Here is a 20,696-nt window from a genome sequence, read left to right as displayed (position 1 = left end):
CCCCGACGGGGGCCGCCCTTCCTCATGTGTCAGATCCCTCTGCGCGGGCCGGGTGGCAGCGCCGCCGGGACGTGCTGCATCCCGGTGTGCTGCGTCCCGGTCTGCTGCTGTCCGATGTGTCCCACCCGCTGCCACTGCGACTGCTGGCGGGCGCTGAACGCCCCCGCGCTGTAGGCGCTGTACGAGCTGCTGAACGAGCCGGAGGCGTGCGGGGTGTTCCCGAACGCGGTGAAGCCCAGCTCCTCCTCGCCGCTGCGGTCACCCGGCAGCGAACGGAAGGTCTTGACGTACTCGGAGTAGAGCGCGTCGTAGATCGGCGTGGCCGATGGTCCGCCGGGAAACCGGCGCGGAGCGTCGTATGGGTGCACGTATGTCCAAACGACACCGGGACCCCGGGGATGCGGTCCGGCGTGATCGACGTGCTCCTTCAGCCGGTCCTCACGTCCCCGCGAGCGGCATGGCGGCCGCGACCAACTTGCCGTTCGCCGCGGCCTTGTCGAGTGCGCCCCGCAGCAGGTCCTCGCGAGGCTGCCGTCCGATGGAGCCCACCGGCGCGGCGAACATCAGCACCTGCTGGTGCTTGTTGGCGGCGGCCCGCCAGCTCTCCGTCACCTGGAGCGGCTGGTGCGCCTGCCACCAGGCCACCGGCTGCCCGCCGTTCGCCGAGGGCTGGAGCACCGCGTGCAGCTGCCCCACCGCCAGCAGCACCGACCACCCGTGCAGCACGGACGGCACCGACTCGATCGACGTCAACGGCATGAAGCCCTGCTCGATCAGCAGCGGCAGGAAGTCGTCGCCGCCTCCCGTCGCGCCCGGCCGCGCGATCGGCCCGGTCGGCTCCACGACCAGCGCCGGGTGCAGCTCCCCGGCGATCAGGACGAGTCCGCTGGTCACACCGAGTACGGCCTGCTCGGGTACGACCTTGTCCGGGTCGAGGTCGACGGTGTCGCCGGTGATGGACTTCACCGCGCCCTGGAGCTGCTCCTCGGTGACCTGGACGACCTGGGAGGGCAGGCAGGAGGCGTGGGCGAAGGCCAGGACGGCGGTCTCGTCGCCGATGAACAGGACGGTGCTGGTGCGCTCCTGTTCGGAGTCGCCCTGGGTGCGGCAGGACGTGCAGTCGTAGCTGCCGGGGGCGTTGTCTCCGGCGAGCAGCCGGTCGGCTTCTTCGTCGCCGATCTCAGCGCGTACCTCGTCGCTGACGTCGAGCATGCGCGGCACGGGTGGCTCCCTCGGGAAGTGGTGCGTGGCGGGGCCGGGTGGCTCCCGGCCCGTGAACCGGGCGGGTCCCGGGCTCATGAAGGAGACAACGGGCGATCTGTGGCGGGAGTCACGCCCCATGGCGAAAGGAATCGAACCAACCGCAGCGCAGGGGCACAGGTCGGGCGGATTCGCGCACTCACCGTCAATTCCCGCTAGTTCCAGGCAAGTTGATTACGTGAAGTGGGTCATGGATCGCTATGACCACTGGTCGACAAATCAGGAAATCGCGGAATGAAATGGGTGGCCGAAAATTACCGTTTCTCTCGCCTGTGCCGCAGCTCCGCCGCCTCCCCGCTGAACACGACCGCGCCGCGCCGCAGTTCGTACACGATCGCCGTCCGGCTGTGCAGCGCGGGCGGGAGCCGTTGCTCGGCCACGACCACGCACGCGTCCAGTGCGGCGAGGAGCTCGTACGTGCGGGCCGCGACCGTGGGGGACATGCCCTGTGCGGGCTCGTCGACGAGGACCACGCGCGCGCGTGCCAGCAGGGCACGGGACAGGGCCAGCATGCGCTGCTCGCCGCCGGAGAGGGTGCCGGCGCGACGGGGGAGCAGCGGGGCCAGTTCCGGGTAGGCGTCCAGGGCCGGGTCGGGCGTGGCAGCGGCGAGGTCGAGGTTCTCGCGCACGGTGAGGGAGCCGAACACCGCCCGGCGCTCGGGGACCATGCACAGACCGCGCCGGGCCCGCTCGTACGCCGGTACGCGGGTCACGTCGGTGCCGTCCCACACCACGCTGCCGTCGGCGAGCGGCACCGTCCCGGCCAGGGCGCGCAAGACCGTCGTACGGCCGGAGCCGTTGCGTCCCAGCAGGACGGTGAGGCCGGGGCCGGGGGCGGTGAGGGTGACGCCGTGCAGGGCCTCCAGCGGGCCGTAGCGCACGCGCGCGTGGCGCAGGGAGACGGCCGTCCTGGCTGTCATACGGCGGTCTCCCGGGCCTCGAGCGTCTCCAGTACGCGGGCCGGGGGGCCGGAGGCGATGACGCGGCCCGCGGTCATCACGTGCACGACGTCCGCGAGGCCGGCGACCAGGTCGAGGTCGTGCTCGACCACGAGGAGGGCGGTGCCGTCCGCCGCGAGGGCCCTGAGGACGCGGGCCAGGGCGCTCACCTCGGCGGTGTCCAGGCCGGCGGCGGGTTCGTCGAGGAGCAGGACGTCCGGGGAGCCGGCGAGGGCTCTGGCGAGTTCCACTCGACGCAGGGTGCCGGTGGGGAGGCGGGCGGCGGGGGCGTCGCGCAGGGGGCCGTCCAGCTGGAACAGCCTCAGAGCGCGGTCCACCGCGGCCGGGTCCGGGACATGGCCCTGTTCCGCGCCCACCTGGATGTTCTCGGCCACCGTCAACGTCGGGAACACGGCGAGTCGTTGGAAGGTGCGGGCGATGCCGAGGCGGGTGCGGGCGTGGGGCGACAGACGGGTGATGTTGCGGCCGCCGTAGCGGACTTGGCCTCGGCTGGGCCGGATCGTGCCTGCCAGGCAGTGGAACAGGGTGCTCTTGCCCGCGCCGTTGGGGCCGATGATCGCGGTGATCCGGCCGGGTGGGACGGTGAGGTCGACTCCGTCGAGGGCGGTGAAACCGTCGTAGCGGGCCTGGAGGTCGTGGGTGGTGAGGACTGCCCGGCCTTCGGGACCAACCGCGCGGGGTCGGTGGGCGGGTGCGGGTGCCCGGGTCGGAGTCCGGGCCTGGGGCTGCGCGAGGCCAGGTGGGCGCAGGCGCCGTCTCAGCCGCGCTCCGAGCGGGGTCAGGGCTGTCGGCCGGGGCGGCCGCAGTCTTCCCGCCACCGCCCGCACCGCCTCGTACGGCCCCCCGGGAAAGCGGCCCACCAGGACCGCCAGCACTCCGATCAGCGCCGCCGCCACCCCTCCCCGTGCCCCCGCGTCCAGGCCGACCAGCAGGGCCGCCGCGCCCAGGGCGCCCAGGGTGCTGTCGGCGCCCAGGACGACCACCGCGGCGAACCAGAGGAGGCCGCGGACGGGGTCGTAGGCGGTGGGGTCGAAGGCGCGCAGGCCCATGCCGAGCATGCCGCCGCCCAGGGCGGCCAACGCGGCGCCCGCCACGAAGGCGAGGAGCTTCAGGGCGGGGACGCGGACGCCTGCCGCCGAGGCGCCGGACTCGTGGTCGCGCAGGGCGGCCAGGGCCCGGCCCGTGCGGCCTCTGCGTAGCGCGTGGGCCGCCAGCAGGGCGAGCGCGAGCAGGACCAGCTCCAGGACGTAGTAGGCGCGGTCGCCGTCGAAGCCCTCGGGGCGGTCCAGGGACAGGCCGGACGTGGCGTACGGCTGGGCGAAGACGAAGCGGCTCACGCCGACGCCGACCGCGAAGGTCGCCAGGGCCAGCGCCAGGCCCCGGCGGGTGATCGCCGGCCAGCCGGTCAGGAGGCCCAGGGGAGCCACCAGGACCACCGCCAGCGCCAGCGCGGCCAGTTCCGGCAGGCGGGGCAGGCCCGGGAAGCGGCCCGCCGCCAGCAGGGCCGTGAAAAGGGCGCCCAGGCCCGCGTAGGCCGCCTGCCCGAGGGAGATCTGGCCGCCCCTGCCCGTCACGACCACCAGGGAGAGCAGCACCACGCCCAGCGCCGGGACCTGGACCGACGTGTGCAGGTCCGAGCCCGCGAAGCCCAGCGGGAGCAGGAACAGCACCACCGCGACGATCCACGCGCCCTGGGGCGTGGGCACGCGCGCGGTGGCCGTGCGCGGGAGCACGTCCCGGGTGCCGATGCGGGGGAGTACCGACGAAGCGATCAGCAGGGCCACCACGAACAGGTTCGCCCCCACCGCCTGGAGCAACGGCTCGCCCCGGCCCGACGGGTGCAGCCGGGTCAGCTGGCTCTGGGCCACCCCGATGGCCAGCGCCACCACCACCGCCACCGGCAGGCTGCGCATCCGCGCGGCCACCGCGACCGCCACCACCTCCATGACGAGCAGGGGCAGCCCGTACGGGTCCAGCCGGACGTAGGGGGCCAGCAGGACACCCGTCAGGCCCGCCGTGAACGACCCGAACGCCCAGCCGGCCGCCGCCACCCGGTCGGCGTCGATCCCGCCGAGTACGGCCAGCCCGCGGTCGTCCACGACGGCCCGCAGCTCCCGTCCGAAGCGCGTCCAGCGGATCACCGCGCCCACCCCGGCCGCCAGGACCAGGACGACCGCCAACTGCCCCCAGGGATCCGCCGACACCAGCTCCGGAGCGTCGTCCCGGGCGCCCTGGCCCCACAGCAGCGCGGCCCCGCCCACCAGCAGCACGAAGACGCCGATGGAGGCCACCAGGGTCTGGGCCGGATCGCCGCCCAGGACGGACAGCGGCCGGAAGACGAAACGCTCCAGCAGCACACCCAGGGCCGGCGCGAGGATCAGCAGGGTCACCACCGCCCCGGCCCACAGCGGCCAGCCCCACTCCACCACGCACTGCCGCAGCACGAACGCGCACACCATCGCGATCGCCCCGTGCGCGAAGTTCAGCACCCCGGTCGCGCGGTACGTCACGATCAGGCCGACTCCGGTGAGGGCGGCCGCGCTGCCGACCGACAACCCGGCCAGGGTGAGGTCGTAGGTCAGCGACGACATCAGTCGGTTTCCTCGACGGGCTCGCAGATCGGGCAGGGGCCCAGCTCGCCGCTCGCCAGGAGCTTGGCGTCCACCGGGACCGACCCCACCTTCCCGGCGACCAGCGGGCAGTCCGCGCGATGCCACAGGGTGCCTCCCGGCACCATCAGCAGATCCCCGCTGACCGCCAGGGGCGCGCCGGCCGCCGCGGCGGACTCCTCGGCCTCGGCGGGCTCGGCGGCGACCAGGAGGCCGTACAGCTCCTCCACGCGCGCGGCGGCGAGCGCGCCCCGGCCGTGGGCGAGCAGCACCGCCCCGGCGACGATCAGCGCGGCGCCGGGCACCGTGCAGGAGGCGAGGTAGGGCAGCTGCCGCTCGGCGTACCGCTCGCCCGAGACGCCGTACCAGCCCAGGACGCACAGCACGGCGCCCGCGGCGAGCGCGGCCCAGCCGGTCCACAGGACGGGGTGCACGGTCCGTAGTCGGGCTGTCCGCATCTGTGGCTCCCACATGTCGCATGCCTGTCCATGTAAGCCAATCGCTTGCACTATGCCCTCTGGAAGCTGACCCTGAAAGCACCGGGCGCACGTGGCCCGGACCGACACCCGGTGGTGAGCCAGATGGTTCTCGGGAGCGACCGCACGTGGGGGAACGGCAGCCGGGGGCTGATGACGGTGGGGTTCGTCCTCGCCGCGGCCCTCACGGCGTGCAGCGACGACAGCGGCGGCGGCAGCGAGAGCGCGCCGCCGACGCCTTCCGTGGAGCGGACCACACCGTCGGCGGCCCCGTCGCCGAGCGGCCCCGCCGACGCGGCCGCCGCCCGGCGGGAGATCAAGACGAACTGGGAGAAGTTCTTCGACCCGAAGACCTCCACCAAGGACAAACAGGCCGTCCTGGAGAACGGCGACGAGATGGGCCCGGTGCTCCAGGCCTTCAGCGGGGACCAGCGCGGCGGACAGGTGCAGGCGAAGGTCACGAAGGTCGGGTTCACCGAACAGACCGCGGCCGACGTGACGTACACCCTCATGCTGAACGGCGCCACCGCCCTGCCCGACGCCTCGGGAACGGCGGTCGAACAGGACGGCACCTGGAAGGTGTCGGTCAACACCCTGTGCGCGCTGGTCCAGTTGAGCGGCAATGCCACGGCGTCGGCTCTCCCGGGCTGCTGAGGCCGCCCTCGCGGTCCTGCTGCTCACGGTGGGCACGGCGTGCGGCAGCAGGCTGCCGGAGAGCGACTTCGAGCACCGGGAGCGGGCGACCCCCGCCCAGGACAGCACCCCGATCCGGGTCGGCATCGTCACCAGCGCGACCAGCCCGGTCGGCGGCAGCGCCTTCACCGGCCCGCGCGACGGCGCCAAGGCGTACTTCGAGCGCCTCAACGCGCGCGGGGGCCTCGACGGCCGCCGGATCGAGGTGCGCGAGTGCGACGACGGCGGCAGCGCGGTCGGCAACAACACCTGTGTGCACCGGCTGATCGACGAGGACAAGGTGGTCGCCCTGGTCGCCACCACCGCCCTCGACTACGCCGGCGCCTCCCGCGTCTCCCACGCGCGCGTGCCCGACATCGGCGGCCAGCCGATCGGCGCCGCCTACGACACCTGGCCGCACCTCTACGGCATCTACGGCAGCCTCGCGCCCCGGTCCGGCACGACCGGCTGGGGCGGGAAGCAGTACGGCGGCACCGAGGTCTACCGCTACTTCAAGCGCGAGCACGGGGCCCGTACGGCGGCTGTCGTGTCGTACAACCAGGCCGCGTCCGCCGCCTACGCCCGGCTCGTCGAGCAGGGTCTGAAGGCCGAGGGGTACAAGGTCGTCACCGAGCAGGTCGACTTCGCGCTGCCCAACTTCCGTGCCGTGGCGGCCGACCTGAAGGAGCAGGGCGCCGACCTGGTCTTCGACGCCGTCGACAGCCATGGCAACGCGCAGCTGTGCGAGGCGATGGACAAGGCGGGCGTCGAGCTCACCGCCAAGGTCACCAACGTGCAGAACTGGACGTCCACCGTCCAGGACGACTACAAGGAGGCCCCGCGCTGCCGCAACGCCCTGTGGGCGACCGGGTCCAGCCGGAACTTCGAGGACGTCGGCGATGCGGCCGTGCGCGAGTTCAGGGACGCCACCAGGAGCCTGAAGAAGCATTCCCAGTGGCAGTTGGAGGGCTGGGCGGCCGCGAAGTGGTTCACGGACGCCGCGAAGTCGTGTACGCCACAAGGCGTCACGCGCGCGTGCGTCGACGCCTTCATGAACCACAGCCAGGACTACACCGCGGGCGGCCTGCTTCTCCCCGTCCGCTTCGAGCGCCTGGCCGAGGCGCCGAAGTCCCGCAGAACCTGTCTCTCGGTGGCCCGCTGGCAGGACGGCCGGGGCTGGGTCTCCCAGGGCGACATGGACCGCACGTGCTTCGACGTTCCGCAATTGCCGTATCAGCAGTGAGTCACCGGACGCACGCAACCAAGGGCGGTGCCCGAGGGTCTGACAGAGCACCATGAACCACGGGAGGACCATGCCCGCCGGGCAGGGCGTACAACTGCGCGCCGACTGTGTCGCCGACTCCGCGGGCGGACTGACCTTCGACGTCACCGCCTGCGGGGCGAGCGGTACGGCCCATCTGGTGCTGCGCCGGCGCGACGGCCACGAGGAAGTGGGACTGCCCCTGGCCCCGGCCGCGGCCGGTCGGTTGCGCGCCGCCCTGCCCAGCACCGTCGCCCTGCCCGAGGGCCGCTGGGACGCGTACGCGTGCGTGGCCGACGACGAGCCGCTGCGCCTCGCGCCCGGCGCCACCGACCTGCGCGCGCTCGGCGCCCGCACCCCGAGCGGCTCCCGCGGCCACGTCGCCGTCCGCATCCCCTACGCGACCCGGCAGGGCGACCTCACCGTCCGCAGCTGGCTGCGCGCCCCGCACGCCGAGGCGGGCGAACTGCGCGTCGACAGCGCCGGACTGAGCGTGCGCGGGCGGCTGTACGGCACCGCCTTCGCCCCCGGCGCCCACGCCGAGGTGCGCTCCCGGCACTCCCCGGGCCCCGCCCGCCGCATCGACGTCGCCGTGGACGAGGCACGGTTCGGCTTCTCGGTCGGGTACGCGGTACTCGGGCCCGGGGTCTGGGACCTGTGGCTGCGGCCGCACGGCGAGAGCGGGCCGCGGGTGCGGATCGCGCGGCTGCTCGACGACGTCGCCGACAAGAAGCCCGTGTTCACCTACCCACGCGCACGCGTGGAGACGGTGTACGGCCCGGTGGAGGCCGGGCCGTACTACACGCGGGACAACGATCTGTCGGTGTCGGTCACCGCGCGCCCGTCACCGCAGTGAGCCGAAGAACTCCCTGACGTCACCGGCCAGCAGATCGGGCACCTCCAGGGCCGCGAAGTGGCCGCCGCGGTCGAACTCCGTCCAGCGGACGACGGTGTTGACCTGCTCGGCCCAGCGGCGGATCGCCACGTCCTCGCCGAAGTTGGCCACCGCGGTCGGCACCCCGGAGCTCGCCGTCGGGAACCAGTCCGGCACATGGCTGTTCTCGTAGTACATGCGGGCCGCCGAACCGGCGGTACCGGTCAGCCAGTACAGCATCACGTTCGTCAGCAGGGTGTCCCGGTCGATCGCGTCCTCCGGCAGCGCTGCCGAGGAGTGCGTCCACGCCTGGAACTTCTCCATGATCCAGGCCAGCTGGCCGACCGGCGAGTCGGTGAGCGCGTAGGACAGGGTCTGCGGGCGGGTCGACTGGAGGGCGTTGTAGCCGAAGCCGTCCGTGGTGAACTCGGCGATGCTCGCGAGGCTGCGCCGCTCGCGGTCGGTCAGCCCCTCGCGCGCCTCCTCGTCGACCGGGCCGAGCGGGATGAAGCCGACCGACGCCGCGTTCACATGGACGCCGACGACGGACTCGGGCGCGACCCGGGCCAGCGCGGGGGAGATCAGCGCGCCGAGGTCGCCGCCCTGGGCGCCGTAGCGCTCGTAGCCGAGCCTGTGCATCAGCTCCGCCCACGCGCGGGCGACCCGGTTGACGTTCCAGCCCTTGGCGCGCGTCGGCCCGGAGAACCCGAAGCCCGGGATGGACGGGATCACCAGATGGAAGTCCTCGCTCAGCGAGCCGATCACGCCGAGGAACTCGACGACCGATCCCGGCCAGCCGTGCGTCAGGATCAGCGGGAGGGCGTCCGGCCGGGACGAGCGGATGTGCAGGAAGTGCACCTGGGCGCCGTCGATCCCGGTGACGAACTGCGGGAGCTCGTTGAGGGCGGCCTCGTGCTTGCGCCAGTCGTAGGCACCGCGCCAGTACGCGGCGAGATCCCGGACATACGGCAGCGAGGCGCCGTACTCCCAGCCGGCGTCCGGGAGCTCCTCCGGCCAGCGGGTGAGGTCCAGGCGGGTGTGCAGATCGTCGAGCTGCGCCTGGGGGATGTCGATCCGGAACGGTCGGATGTCACGGTTCTCTGCGGTCGCGCTGTTGTCTGCCATGACTCCAAGCTAGGAGGACTTGCGGACAGCTACTGTCCGCAAGTGCTGGCAGACTCGACACCATGTTGGAGACCTCGGCACGACTCCTGCGCCTGCTCTCGCTCCTGCAGGCCCACCGCGAATGGTCCGGCGCCGACCTGGCCGACCGCCTCGGCGTCACCTCGCGCACCGTGCGCCGGGACGTGGACCGGCTGCGCGAGCTGGGCTACCCCGTCAACGCCAGCCCCGGCACCGGCGGCGGCTACCAGCTGGGCGCGGGCGCCGAGCTGCCCCCGCTGCTCCTGGACGACGACGAGGCCGTCGCTGTCGCCGTCGGCCTGCGCACCGCCGCAGGACAGGGCATCGAGGGGATCGGCGAGACCTCGGTACGGGCCCTCGCCAAGCTGGAGCAGGTCCTGCCGGGCCGGCTGCGCCGCCGGGTGGGCGCCCTGAACGCCTTCACCGTGCCGATGCTGCGCGGCCCCCAGCCCTCCGCCGTGGACCCGGGCGTCCTCACCGAGCTCGCCAACCTCTGCCGGGACGCCGAGCGCCTGCGCTTCGAGTACAGCGACCACGGGGGCGCCGCCAGCCGCCGTACCGTCGAACCGCACCGCCTGGTGTGCAGCGAGCGGCGCTGGTACCTGGTCGCCTGGGACCTGGACCGCGACGACTGGCGGACCTTCCGCGTCGACCGGATCACCCCGAAGCCGCCGCACGGCCCCCGGTTCGCTCCCCGCACCCCGCCCGCCGAGGATCTCGCCGCCTACGTCTCGCGAGGCGTCTCCACGCGCGTGTACGCCTCGCACGCGGTCGTACGGCTGCTCGTGCCCAAGGAACAGGCCGCCGAGCGGATCTCACCGAGCGCCGGGGTGCTGGAGGCCGAGGGACCCGACAGCTGCCTCCTGCACACCGGGGCCTCGAGCCTCGACGTGATGGTGATCCACGTGATGATGACCGGCTTCGAGTTCGAGGTGCTGGAGCCTGCGGAGCTGACCGAGGCGATCAGGACGGCTCACGGCCGGCTTGCCCGCTCGCTTGCTCGCTCTTCGGCTCGGGCTGCGGAGCCAGGGCCGCGTACTCCGGATGGTGCAGGTCGAACGCCGGGGACTCGGAGCGGATCCGGGGCAGCGTCGTGAAGTTGTGCCGCGGCGGCGGGCAGGAGGTCGCCCACTCCAGGGAGCGGCCGAAGCCCCAGGGGTCGTCCGTGTCCACCTTCACTCCGTACCTGGCGGTCTTCCAGACGTTGTAGAGGAACGGCAGCGTCGAGGCGCCGAGCAGGAACGCGCCGATCGTCGAGATGGTGTTCAGGGCCGTGAAGCCGTCCGCCGCGAGGTAGTCGGCGTACCGGCGGGGCATGCCCTCGGCACCCAGCCAGTGCTGGACCAGGAACGTGGTGTGGAAGCCGACGAACAGCGTCCAGAACTGGATCTTGCCGAGCCGCTCGTCGAGCATCTTCCCGGTGAACTTCGGCCACCAGAAGTACAGCCCGCCGAAGACCGCGAAGACGACCGTGCCGAACACGACGTAGTGGAAGTGCGCCACCACGAAGTAGGTGTCCGAGACGTGGAAGTCCAGCGGCGGCGAGGCCAGCAGCACCCCGGTCAGGCCGCCGAACAGGAATGTCACCAGGAAGCCCGTCGCCCACAGCATCGGCGTCTCGAAGGACAGTGAGCCCTTGATCATCGTCCCGGTCCAGTTGAAGAACTTCACTCCCGTCGGCACGGCGATCAGGAAACTCATGAAGGAGAAGAACGGCAGCAGCACCGCGCCGGTGACGAACATGTGGTGCGCCCACACCACGATCGACAGGCCGGTGATCGACATCGTCGCCGCGACCAGCGTCAGATAGCCGAAGATCGGCTTGCGGCTGAAGACCGGGATGATCTCCGTGATGATGCCGAAGAACGGCAGCGCGATGATGTACACCTCGGGATGGCCGAAGAACCAGAACAGGTGTTGCCACAGCAGCGCCCCGCCGTTGTCCGCCTCGAAGACCTGTGAGCCGAAGCGCCGGTCGGCCTCCAGGACCAGCAGCGCGGCCGCCAGCACCGGGAACGCCAGCAGGATCAGGATCGACGTGAACAGCGTGTTCCAGGTGAAGATCGGCATCCGGAACATGGTCATGCCGGGCGCGCGCATCCCGATGATCGTGGTGATGAAGTTGACCGCGCCGAGGATCGTGCCGAAGCCGGCCAGCGCGAGACCCATGATCCACAGGTCGGGGCCGACGCCGGGGGAGTGCGCGGAGTTGTTCAGCGGCGCGTAGGCGAACCAGCCGAAGGCGGCCGGGCCGGACGGCACCAGCAGCGACCCCAGCACGATCAGGCCGCCGAACAGGAAGAACCAGTACGACAGCATGTTCAGCCGCGGGAACGCCACGTCCGGGGCGCCGATCTGCAGCGGCATCAGCTCATTGGCGAAGCCCGCGAAGCTCGGGGTCGCGAACAGCAGCAGCATGATCGTGCCGTGCATCGTGAACAACTGGTTGAACTGCTGGTTGTCCACGATCTGCAGCCCCGGCCGGGCGAGTTCCGCGCGCATCAGCAGCGCCATGACCCCGCCGACCAGGAAGAACACGAATGACGTGATCAGATAGAGGTGACCGATCTTCTTGTGGTCGGTGGTGGTCAGCCAGTCCACGACCAGCCGCCCGTGCCGCTTGGTCCGGACGGGTCGTGCCGTCGCCTGCACGGTCTGCGTCCCCATCGCTCGCCCCTTCCGCTCGGCTGACGCCATGATGCTCGCGCCGCCGTGCACGGCGACAGGGGGCGTAAGGGGGTTCTGTGCCGGAACCGTGTATTTCCTATGCGGCGTCAGCTGGTGAGGCCGTGTCCGGAATCGGTCGGCAAAGGGGCGCCGGACCGGTTTTCGGACAGGCCTTCTCACAGGGCATTCGGAGAAGTCGTACGACGCACGGAAATCACGTTCGAATACCCGCGGTAAGGCCGGGGAAACGCCCGTCCGTGTGACGGAGCGCGAGGGAAACGGGTGGCGGCATCCTGTGACAGAAGCGTGACAGGAGGCGTGCGTGATCCGGACTTCCGCGACCGCCGGGCAGGGCCTAGCGTGGCGGTATGGCACCCATTCCGACACCGCCCACCGAACCCCAGGACAGTCCGGACACCTACGTCGGCCTCGACTCCGACTCCGCCGAGCGGACCGCGCGTGAGCGGGGCTGGTCGACGGTCCGGTCGCTGCCGCCGGGGGCGATCATCACGATGGAGTACCGCTCGGGCCGGCTGAACTTCGAGGTGAAGGACGGCCGCGTGGCGCGGGCCTGGAAGGGCTGAACCGCATGACGTGGGCCCCGGTTCCGTGAAGGGAACCGGGGCCCACGTCATGCCCGGGGTGGTGGTGCGTACCGGCCCCGTCGGCCGCGAGGTGCCGGATCAGCCGCCGGCCACCGGCCGGGTGGCCGCGGACGGCGTGCCGCGCACGATCCGGTCCGGGTGCGGCGGGCGGCGGCTGCCGAGCGGGGTGACCGGAGTGCGCTCCGAACGGGTGGTGTGCGGGCCCGGCGCCAGATGGAGGGGTGACCTGGGACCACGCGCCGGAACGGCGGCCTCGCGGGCCGCCGTCTCGTTCTGCGGGGCGGTGAGCGGCTTGAGTCGGGCGGGCGCGGGGGCCGCCACGGGGGTGACCGGGGCCGGGGCCTTCGCGCCGCCGCGGGCCCGCCAGCGGTCGCGCAGGTCGAAGGCGTAGGCCTCGGTGCGGGCGATCAGCGGCTCGAACCAGGGCAGCGCCAGCAGGATCAGCAGACCCGCGACCCAGCCCAGCACGACGTCGCTCAGCCAGTGCGTACCGAGGTAGACGGTGGCCATGCCGACGCCCAGCGACGTCACCGCGGAGATCGCGGACAGCCAGCGGCGGGCTCTCGGGGTGGAGGCCAGATACGCCAGGATTCCCCAGGTCACCACGGCGTTGGCGGTGTGGCCGCTGGGAAATATATCGCCGCCCAGGCCCATCTCGTTCGAGCCGATCACGGTCGCGTAGTGCGGTCCGAGCCTTCCCATGCCGTACTTGGCGGCGCCGACCGTGATGTTCAGCAGCAGCAGTGAGGCACCCAGGGTCAGCAGGGGGCGCAGGGTGTGCTGGCGCCAGGAACGCCAGCCCAGCCAGGCCGCCACCATCACCGCGGTGGGGCCGCGCTGGCCCAGCACCACGTAGTAGTCGACGAACCAGTGGATGGACGCCCACTGCTGGTACGGCCGGAAGAACATGACCTGCCAGTCGAGGCGGACCAGCCACGACGTGGTCACCACGAGCCACACGATCGCCAGGTAGAAGGCCAGGGCGGCGATCGCGAGGACGGTCCGGTGACGGCTCGCCCGCGGCACGCTGAGGTGGGCCGGCCGTTCCGGCTCACGGTCCAGCCTGGCGAACACCCGGTCCAGACGGGTGGGGTTTCGTTCGGTACGCACCCAATCGACGTTACAGCGAGTGAGCTCTGATCCCTGGCGAATCAGCGGCTTTGTGATGACGATGTGATGTGGGATTCCTCTCAGCCGGGTGTCTATTTCCGGGGATTCCGCAAAGGCGGCGGCTGCGCTCCGCAATTGTTTTGATCATTCCGGCTCACGGTTTTATGGCCCTTATGAATTCGTTCACCGAATCATGGGGTGGAATTCTCGGGCGCTCATCGGTGCTCCCGAGTCGATCATGGTGGACCGGAACCGTTCAGCCAGAAGGCGCCGTACAGGGCGGACGCGGTGGCGATCAGCGTGATGATCGCGGCTGACCTGCGGGTCCTCGAGCGGGCCAGGGCCAGGGCGAGGGGGAGCAGCAGGGGGAAGGCGGGCATCAGCAGGCGGGGTTTCGAGCCGAAGTAGCTCGACGCGCACAGGGCGAGCGCGGTGACGACGCCGGAGTACACCAGGAGGGGCAGCGGCTGGCCCTGCCGTGCGCAGACGACGTACAGCCACACCACCAGCCCGACGCCGACGATCAGTCCGGTCCCGGCCAGGGCCGACGGGAACGACGTGAACTTGTCGGCGACGAAACGGGCGAAGGCGTACCCGCCGTCGAATCCGTTCCGCCAGCCCGCCTGCACGTCGAGATACCCGAGCGGCCCTTTCCCGGTGCGGTGACCGACCCACAGGACGTAGGCGGCGGTACCGAGCGGGGCGAGTGCCATGCCGAGGGCGCGGCGGGGGGCGGGGTGGTCGGCGGGGGCCGTTGCGGGGCCGGGGCGGGGGGTGTGGGCGGATCCGGGGGCGGGTGAGGAGCCCGCTCCGGACGGGACGGCGGGGTCGCTGCCGGAGGCGGAGGGTGACGGGCCCGGATCGGGAGTGTGTGGCGGGCCGACGGCGGGGGCGTGTGTCGGGTCGGGCGCGCTGTCCGCGTCCGCGATGCGCTCGGTCGTGGACGACGGGGTCCGGCCGATGGGGGCGTATTCGGCGTCGGGGGCGCCGCTCGCCCCGGCCGCGCTTCGGCTCCGCTCGAAAGAGCTGTCGGCGGGGTTGCCGGGGGCCTGGAGGACTGGGGTGCGTTCGGGTGTGCCGGGGGTGTCGAGGGACGAGGACGCACCGGGTGCCGCCGGATCGGTTCTGGGCGTGTCCGCTCCCGATGCGGACGGGCTGTTCCCGCGTGGACCGGTTCCTGGTGCGGCCGGGTCCGTCTCCGCCGCATTCGGGGCGATCCCCTCGTCGAGCTTCAGGTGACCCGCGAAGTGCCGGGTGTGCTCGGCGGCGCCCCGGCGCGGAGTCGATGCGGGCCCCCGCAGGGCCGGCGCGGTGATACCGGAGGCGCCCTGCGCTCGGGTCCGGTTTCGGCGGTCGCCGAGGTGCGCCGCGATTCCCGCCACCCACACCGCCGCGACCACCGCCAGGCCCACCGGGCGGGTCAGGCCCGCCAGCGAGGCCAGGAGGCCCGCCGTCACCCAGCGGCCGGTCAGCACCGCGTACAGCGACCAGGCCGCCAGAGCCGTGAACAGCGACTCGCTGTACGCCATCGACTGGACGATTCCGACGGGAAGGACGGCCCACAGCAGGACCGCGCAGACGCCGGCCCGGCGGCCGTACACAAGATCCGTCACCGCGAAGACGCCCCAGGCCGCGGCCAGGGAGGCGAGCAGGGCCACCGCGAAGCCCGCGTCGGCGTACGACAGCGGGGTCACCGCGGACAGCAGCCGCTCCAGCCAGGGCAGGAGCGGGAAGAACGCCAGGTTCGAGTGCACGTCGCCGTTCGGCAGCCGCACCTCGTAGCCGTAACCGAGTTCGGCGACCCTCGTGTACCAGAGGGCGTCCCAGCGGGCGGTCAGGAGGGTGTACGCGCTCTTGTCGCGCGCCCCGCTCCACAGGGCCAGCGTGAGGAGGCCCAGGGCGCGTACGGCCGCGTAGCCGAGCAGCGCCGGGGCGGCTCGGCGCAGGGCCGGTTCGGTGCGCGTTCCAAGATCGGTCACGGGTCCGATTATCGACCGGTCGCCGAAGCAACCCGCCGGGGCGTGGCGACAGACGGTGAAAGTGGCGTACGCCACACGTGTTCTGCCGGAAGTCTGAGAGGTCCGCCACTGGGCCGACGCGCGAACTCGCGTACGCTGACGTGTCACCCGCCGTTCGCTGCGCGGGCCGGAGACCACCGCTCCTCTCCGGCCGAGATCATGGGGATCCCCACCCCGTGTGCCCGCCGAACGCCAGGGAACTTCTGGGAGGTACGTACATGTCCGGGACGACCACGGCCGCCGCGTTGCTGCGCCGTCGGGCGGCCGGGGCCGGTGCAAACCGCTGGGTCGTCCTCGTGGTCCTCTGCACGAGCCTGCTCCTGGTCGCCCTCGACGCGACCGTGCTGCACGTGGCGGTACCCGCCGTCACCGAGGACCTCAAGCCCGGCGCGATACAACTGCTCTGGATCGTCGACGTCTATCCGCTCGTCTGCGCCTCGCTGCTGATCCTCTTCGGCACGCTCGGCGACCGCGTGGGCCGCAGAAGAGTCCTCCTCCTCGGCTACGCCCTCTTCGGCGTCGCCTCCGGTGTCGCCGCCGTCGCGGACACCGCCCAGGTGCTGATCCTCGCGCGGGCGCTGCTCGGCGTCGGCGGCGCGATGATCATGCCCGCGACGCTGTCGATCCTCCGCCAGGTCTTCCCAGACCGGCGTGAGCGGGCGCTCGCGATCGGCATCTGGAGCGCCGTCGCCGCGGTCGGTGCCGCGGTCGGACCGCTGCTCGGCGGCTTCCTCCTGGAGCACTTCTGGTGGGGCTCGGTCTTCCTCATCAACATCCCGTTGATGCTGGTCAGCCTGCCGGTGGGCCGCCTTCTGCTGCCCGAGTCCAAGGGCAGCGCGGACGGTCCCTGGGACGTCGTGGGCGCCCTGATGGCCGCGGGCGGCCTGTTCGCCCTCGTGCTCGGCGTGAAGCGGCTCGGCGGTGGAGAGCTCGACGTGTTCACCGCGATCCCGCTGGTCGTGGGCGCGGCGCTGCTCTTCCTCTTCGTACGGCGGCAGCGGCGGCTCGCGCATCCCTTGGTGGACCTGCGGATGTTCGCGCGTCCGGCGTTCAGCACCTCGGTCGGCTGCATCGTCCTGGCGATGCTCGCTCTGGTCGGACTCGAACTGATCGCGGCCCAGTACCTCCAGTTGGTTCTCGGCCTGTCCCCGCTGGAAACCGGTCTGCGGTTGCTGCCGCTGACGATCGCCGCGATGGCGGCGGGGCTGGCCGGGGCGCGTCTGCTGCGGCGGTTCGGGCCGCGCCTGATGGTGAGTGCCGGGTTCTGCCTCACGGCGGTGGCCGTGCTGCTGCTCACCGCGATGGGCGACGCGGACAACACGGGCCTGTTGGTGTTCGGGTTCGTGCTGCTCGGGTTCGGTCTGGAGGCGACGCTCTTCGGGGCGTACGAGTCGATGCTCAGCGAGGCCCCGCCGGAGCAGGCGGGCGGGGCCGCGGCGATCGGCGAGACCTCGTACCAGCTCGGGGCGGGCATCGGGATCGCGCTGCTCGGCAGCGTGATGAACGCGGCGTACACGCCCGGCCTGTCGGGTGTGCCCGGTGTCCCGGACTCGGCGTCCAGGTCGGCCGGGCACTCCCTGGGCGAGGCCTACGAGGTCGCCGGACGCCTCGGCGGACCCGCCGGGGTCGCCCTGCGCCGGGCCGCCCAGGACTCCTTCGTGCACGGACTGCATGTGACCTTGCTGGTCAGTGCGGGGTTGTTGCTGCTGGGCGCGGCGATGGCGCTGCGGCTGCCGCGCACGATGCAGTGCGGTGAGGCCCCGGCGGCGGTCGGGCTTCCGGCGCCCAGGGACATCGCGGAGTCGCGCGTCTCCGCCTGACCGGCGTCTGGATGTGCGGCACGGCGCGCTGTAACGTCGGCGACAGAGCTAAATTAGCGGTGCTAGTTTCTGTCACCGCCCAGTCACCGCCCAACCGCCACCCGCTGTTTCCCGTCGCCCGCCCGCTGGACCCCTTCTTCCGGAGGATGTGCCATGCCCCCGTTCGACCCCGCCGACCTCCTCGGCATCGACGACCTCCTGGAACCGGAGGACCTGGCGATCCGCGAGACCGTGCGGACCTGGGCCGCCGACCGCGTCCTGCCCCATGTCGCCGACTGGTACGAGAAGGGCGAGCTGCCGGGGATCAGGGAACTCGCCCGGGAACTCGGCCGGATCGGCGCCCTCGGGATGTCGCTCAGCGGATACGGGTGCGCCGGCGCCTCCGCCGTGCAGTACGGGCTCGCCTGTCTGGAGCTGGAGGCCGCCGACTCCGGGATCCGGTCCCTCGTCTCGGTGCAGGGCTCGCTCGCCATGTACGCGATCCACCGCTTCGGCAGCGAGGAGCAGAAGCAGACCTGGCTGCCGCGCATGGCCGCCGGCGAGGTGATCGGCTGCTTCGGGCTCACCGAACCCGATCACGGCTCCGACCCCGGTGCCATGCGGACGTACGCCAAGAAGGACGGCACGGACTGGGTCCTGAACGGGCGCAAGATGTGGATCACCAACGGGTCGGTCGCCGGGGTCGCCGTGGTGTGGGCGCAGACCGACGACGGGATCCGCGGGTTCGTGGTGCCGACCGACGCGCCGGGTTTCTCGGCGCCGGAGATCAAGCACAAGTGGTCGCTGCGGGCCAGCGTCACCAGTGAGTTGATCCTCGACGACGTACGGCTGCCCGCCGACGCGGTGCTGCCGGAGGTCGTGGGACTGAAGGGGCCGCTGAGCTGTCTCTCGCACGCCCGGTACGGGATCGTGTGGGGCGCGATGGGGGCGGCGCGGTCGTGTTTCGAGACCGCCGTGGACTACGCGAAGACGCGGGAGCAGTTCGGGCGGCCGATCGGGGGCTTCCAGCTCACCCAGGCCAAACTCGCCGACATGGCGGTCGAACTGCACAAGGGGATTCTGCTCGCCCATCATCTGGGGCGGCGCATGGACGCCGGCCGCCTGCGTCCCGAGCAGGTCAGCTTCGGCAAGCTCAACAACGTCCGCGAGGCCATCGAGATCTGCCGTACGGCGCGGACGATCCTCGGGGCCAACGGGATCTCCCTCGAATACCCCGTGATGCGGCACGCGACGAACCTCGAGTCGGTGCTGACGTACGAGGGCACCGTCGAGATGCACCAGCTGGTGCTCGGCAAGGCGCTCACCGGGCTGGATGCCTTCCGGTGAACCCCGCTGGGGGCAGGGCCGGTGAGCGGCCCTGCCTCAGCTCTGGTTGAAGAAGCCGTCCGTGCGGTGCTGGCCGGGATCGCCATTCACGATCTCCGTGTTGGCGGGGGTCAGCAGGAACACGCGGGTGGACACACGCTCGATGGAACCGCGCAGTCCGAAGATCAGCCCCGCCGCGAAGTCCACGACGCGCTTGGCGTCGCCGGCCTCCATCGCGGTGAGGTTCATGATGACGGGAACGCCGTCGCGGAACAGTTCGCCGATGGCGCGGGCGTCCCGGAAGCTGTCCGGGGTCACCGTGCCGATGCGACGGCCCTTCTCCTCGGCGACGTCCGAGGCCACCTTGACCCGGGGGTCGGTGACCCAGGCCTCCCCGGGCTCGGTCCCTTCGGAGTATCCGTCGTCGTCGTAGTAACGCTCGTCATCGTTGTCGTCAACGAGGCCCAGCCAAGCACTAGCCTTGCGCACCGATCCCATGGACGCCTCCTCTCACAGCGGTTTCTCTTGCTTCTGTATCCCTATGGTCATCCATGATGCGGATCGCGCGCCAAGTGAATAGCCGCCGCGCGGGGGGTTTGTGACGGTACTGGTGCACAGCGAATACGTCGAGAGCCCAGGTACCCCAAGGGTCGTATCCCATACGGCTGCTGACTGTGAGTGAAATATGATTCTTCGCGGCGTATGGGTGAGGGCTGGAGCGTACGGGTGAACGGGGCGGGGAGAGGAACCCGCTGCTCAACGCCGTGCCGGTGCTGGGATCTGACGGTGGCTCAGTCCGGTGCGCTAAGAATTTTTTCCTTCCGGAGGGGAGATCCGGGACGTGGAAATCGCCGAGCCCGTCGTCCCCCACTTCTTCAGGATCCTGGCGTAGGTGCCGTCCTCGATCAGGTCGTTCACCGCTGCCTGGAACGCCTTCGTCAGCGGTGTGCCCTTCTTGAAGGCGAAGCCCACGTCCAGGCGGTGGTACTCGTTGAGGAACTTCACGCCCTGCTGATGGGCCACCGCGTAACGCAGGCCGTTGATCGTGGACATCACGACGTCGCTGCGGCCCTGCTGCAGTGAGGACCAGATCGCGCCCTGCTCGTTGTAGGTCTGCACCTTGTACGGCTTGTCGCACACGTGCTTGTTGTCCTCGAGAGTGGCCTCGAACGTCGTGCCGGCGCCGGTCGCCACGTTCAGGCCGCACAGCTGGGTCAGGTCGGTGACCTTGGTGAGCTTGCTGTCGGCGCGGGTGGCGAAACCCTGGCCGTCGTTGATGTAGGTGACGAAGTCGATCGTCCTGCGGCGCTCGTCGGTCACGCCGAAGTTGCCGACGCCGAGGTCGTACTTGCCGCTGTCGAGGGCGGGCAGGATCGCCTCGAAGCTCGCCTGCTCGGTCCTCAGTCTGATGCCGAGGACCTTGGCGACCGCGTTCGCGAAGTCGACGTCCTGGCCGGCGAGGGTCTTGCCGTCGTCCAGGATCGAGGTGCCGGGCGGCTGGCCGGAGACGCTGACGGCGAGGGTCAGGGTCTTCGTGCCGGGCGGCAGGAGCCGGGCCGCCGCCTCGTCCTTCCCGATCGCGGAGACCACGTCCGCGGTGGGGACGGCGTCGGACTCGGCGGAGGCCGTAGCGGTGTCGTCCGCGCCGGAGCCGCACGCGGTCAGCAGCAGAGTGCCCGCCGTGATGAGGGCGAACGGGATGATGAGCCCGTTTCGGGCGCGCGAAGGTGTGCGCATGGGGGAGCGGTCTCCTGGGAGCGAGAAAGCGCTGGGTGAGGGGAAGGCGCGTGTGAAGGCGAAGAACGTGAAGAGCGCGAAGAGCGCGAAGAAGGGGGAGAACGCGAAAGGCGCCCTGTGCGTCAGGGCGCGCAGTGGGTCAGCTCAACAGGAAGAGGACCACACGCGACCGAGGTCGAT

At 71.5% G+C, this 20,696-nt stretch carries 16 protein-coding genes and 2 pseudogenes; 7 read left to right on the top strand and 11 right to left on the bottom strand.

Going from position 1 to position 20,696, the window contains the following annotated elements; all coding sequences use genetic code 11:
* Nucleotides 1-29: 29 nt before the first annotated feature.
* From ACGFWE_RS38480 to ACGFWE_RS38460, 5 genes are all read right to left on the bottom strand, one after another.
* Nucleotides 30-368 (bottom strand): hypothetical protein, encoded by a 339-nt coding sequence (locus ACGFWE_RS38480; RefSeq protein WP_352390835.1) that lies wholly within the window; start codon nucleotides 366-368, stop codon nucleotides 30-32.
* 70 nt (nucleotides 369-438) lie between these two features.
* On the bottom strand, nucleotides 439-1,221 hold the full coding sequence (locus tag ACGFWE_RS38475) for a hypothetical protein (RefSeq protein ID WP_352390836.1): 783 nt from the start codon (nucleotides 1,219-1,221) through the stop codon (nucleotides 439-441).
* Nucleotides 1,222-1,514: 293 nt separating this feature from the next.
* Entirely contained in the window at nucleotides 1,515-2,180 is a 666-nt protein-coding gene (locus ACGFWE_RS38470) for an ABC transporter ATP-binding protein (RefSeq protein WP_393604844.1), read from the bottom strand.
* Nucleotides 2,177-4,810, bottom strand: coding sequence for an ATP-binding cassette domain-containing protein (locus tag ACGFWE_RS38465; protein ID WP_393604842.1), 2,634 nt, complete (start codon nucleotides 4,808-4,810; stop codon nucleotides 2,177-2,179). Before ACGFWE_RS38465 ends, ACGFWE_RS38470 begins: the two co-directional genes overlap by 4 nt.
* A complete protein-coding gene (locus ACGFWE_RS38460; protein ID WP_393604841.1) occupies nucleotides 4,810-5,286 on the bottom strand; it encodes a hypothetical protein in 477 nt (158 codons plus the stop codon). The genes ACGFWE_RS38465 and ACGFWE_RS38460 overlap by 1 nt, the downstream gene beginning before the upstream one ends.
* Nucleotides 5,287-5,409: 123 nt before the next feature.
* On the opposite strand from ACGFWE_RS38460, the gene ACGFWE_RS38455 reads away from it, so the two are divergent.
* The 3 genes from ACGFWE_RS38455 (at nucleotide 5,410) to ACGFWE_RS38445 (ending at nucleotide 8,093) form a co-directional block, all read left to right on the top strand.
* Nucleotides 5,410-5,958 (top strand): hypothetical protein, encoded by a 549-nt coding sequence (locus ACGFWE_RS38455; protein ID WP_393604839.1) that lies wholly within the window; start codon nucleotides 5,410-5,412, stop codon nucleotides 5,956-5,958.
* Nucleotides 5,927-7,219, top strand: a complete 1,293-nt coding sequence (locus tag ACGFWE_RS38450) for an ABC transporter substrate-binding protein (protein ID WP_393604837.1) — start codon at nucleotides 5,927-5,929, stop codon at nucleotides 7,217-7,219. The genes ACGFWE_RS38455 and ACGFWE_RS38450 overlap by 32 nt, the downstream gene beginning before the upstream one ends.
* Before the next feature lie 70 nt (nucleotides 7,220-7,289).
* A complete protein-coding gene (locus tag ACGFWE_RS38445; RefSeq protein WP_393604836.1) occupies nucleotides 7,290-8,093 on the top strand; it encodes a hypothetical protein in 804 nt (267 codons plus the stop codon).
* Here the strand turns inward: ACGFWE_RS38445 and ACGFWE_RS38440 are convergent.
* On the bottom strand, nucleotides 8,082-9,236 hold the full coding sequence (locus ACGFWE_RS38440; RefSeq protein ID WP_393604835.1) for an epoxide hydrolase family protein: 1,155 nt from the start codon (nucleotides 9,234-9,236) through the stop codon (nucleotides 8,082-8,084). The two genes, ACGFWE_RS38445 and ACGFWE_RS38440, sit on opposite strands and share 12 nt — an antisense overlap.
* 62 nt (nucleotides 9,237-9,298) lie before the next feature.
* Between ACGFWE_RS38440 and ACGFWE_RS38435 the strand changes: the two genes are divergently transcribed.
* Entirely contained in the window at nucleotides 9,299-10,351 is a 1,053-nt protein-coding gene (locus ACGFWE_RS38435; protein ID WP_352390843.1) for a YafY family protein, read from the top strand.
* Nucleotides 10,352-10,394: 43 nt separating this feature from the next.
* On the opposite strand, the pseudogene ctaD reads toward ACGFWE_RS38435, so the two are convergent.
* Nucleotides 10,395-11,921: pseudogene (gene ctaD, locus ACGFWE_RS38430) on the bottom strand (cytochrome c oxidase subunit I); the annotation flags it as partial.
* A gap of 368 nt (nucleotides 11,922-12,289) precedes the next feature.
* Here ctaD and ACGFWE_RS38425 point away from each other — a divergent pair.
* Nucleotides 12,290-12,505 (top strand): I78 family peptidase inhibitor, encoded by a 216-nt coding sequence (locus ACGFWE_RS38425; protein WP_352390844.1) that lies wholly within the window; start codon nucleotides 12,290-12,292, stop codon nucleotides 12,503-12,505.
* 99 nt (nucleotides 12,506-12,604) lie between these two features.
* On the opposite strand, the gene ACGFWE_RS38420 is transcribed toward ACGFWE_RS38425, so the two are convergent.
* Together ACGFWE_RS38420 and ACGFWE_RS38415 are read right to left on the bottom strand one after the other, a co-directional pair.
* Nucleotides 12,605-13,636, bottom strand: a complete 1,032-nt coding sequence (locus ACGFWE_RS38420; RefSeq protein ID WP_352390845.1) for a phosphatase PAP2 family protein — start codon at nucleotides 13,634-13,636, stop codon at nucleotides 12,605-12,607.
* A 1,349-nt stretch (nucleotides 13,637-14,985) separates the two neighbouring features.
* A pseudogene (locus ACGFWE_RS38415) lies at nucleotides 14,986-15,615 on the bottom strand (mannosyltransferase family protein); the annotation flags it as partial.
* Nucleotides 15,616-15,872: 257 nt separating this feature from the next.
* Here ACGFWE_RS38415 and ACGFWE_RS38410 point away from each other — a divergent pair.
* Nucleotides 15,873-17,474, top strand: a complete 1,602-nt coding sequence (locus ACGFWE_RS38410; protein WP_393604834.1) for an MFS transporter — start codon at nucleotides 15,873-15,875, stop codon at nucleotides 17,472-17,474.
* Between the two features lie 153 nt (nucleotides 17,475-17,627).
* On the top strand, nucleotides 17,628-18,800 hold the full coding sequence (locus ACGFWE_RS38405) for an acyl-CoA dehydrogenase family protein (protein ID WP_352390848.1): 1,173 nt from the start codon (nucleotides 17,628-17,630) through the stop codon (nucleotides 18,798-18,800).
* A gap of 36 nt (nucleotides 18,801-18,836) precedes the next feature.
* Here ACGFWE_RS38405 and ACGFWE_RS38400 read toward each other — a convergent pair whose 3' ends face one another.
* On the bottom strand, nucleotides 18,837-19,277 hold the full coding sequence (locus ACGFWE_RS38400) for a cell division protein SepF (RefSeq protein WP_352390849.1): 441 nt from the start codon (nucleotides 19,275-19,277) through the stop codon (nucleotides 18,837-18,839).
* 306 nt (nucleotides 19,278-19,583) lie between these two features.
* Nucleotides 19,584-20,516: an ABC transporter substrate-binding protein gene (locus ACGFWE_RS38395; protein ID WP_393604833.1), complete on the bottom strand. Its 933-nt coding sequence runs from the start codon at nucleotides 20,514-20,516 to the stop codon at nucleotides 19,584-19,586.
* Between the last annotated feature and the right edge of the window lie 180 nt (nucleotides 20,517-20,696).

Source organism: Streptomyces sp. NPDC048523, assembly GCF_043199815.1.
GTDB lineage: Bacteria > Actinomycetota > Actinomycetes > Streptomycetales > Streptomycetaceae > Streptomyces.
Note: the sequence above shows the minus strand (reverse complement) of the source record. Positions and strands in the feature narration are given on the sequence as shown.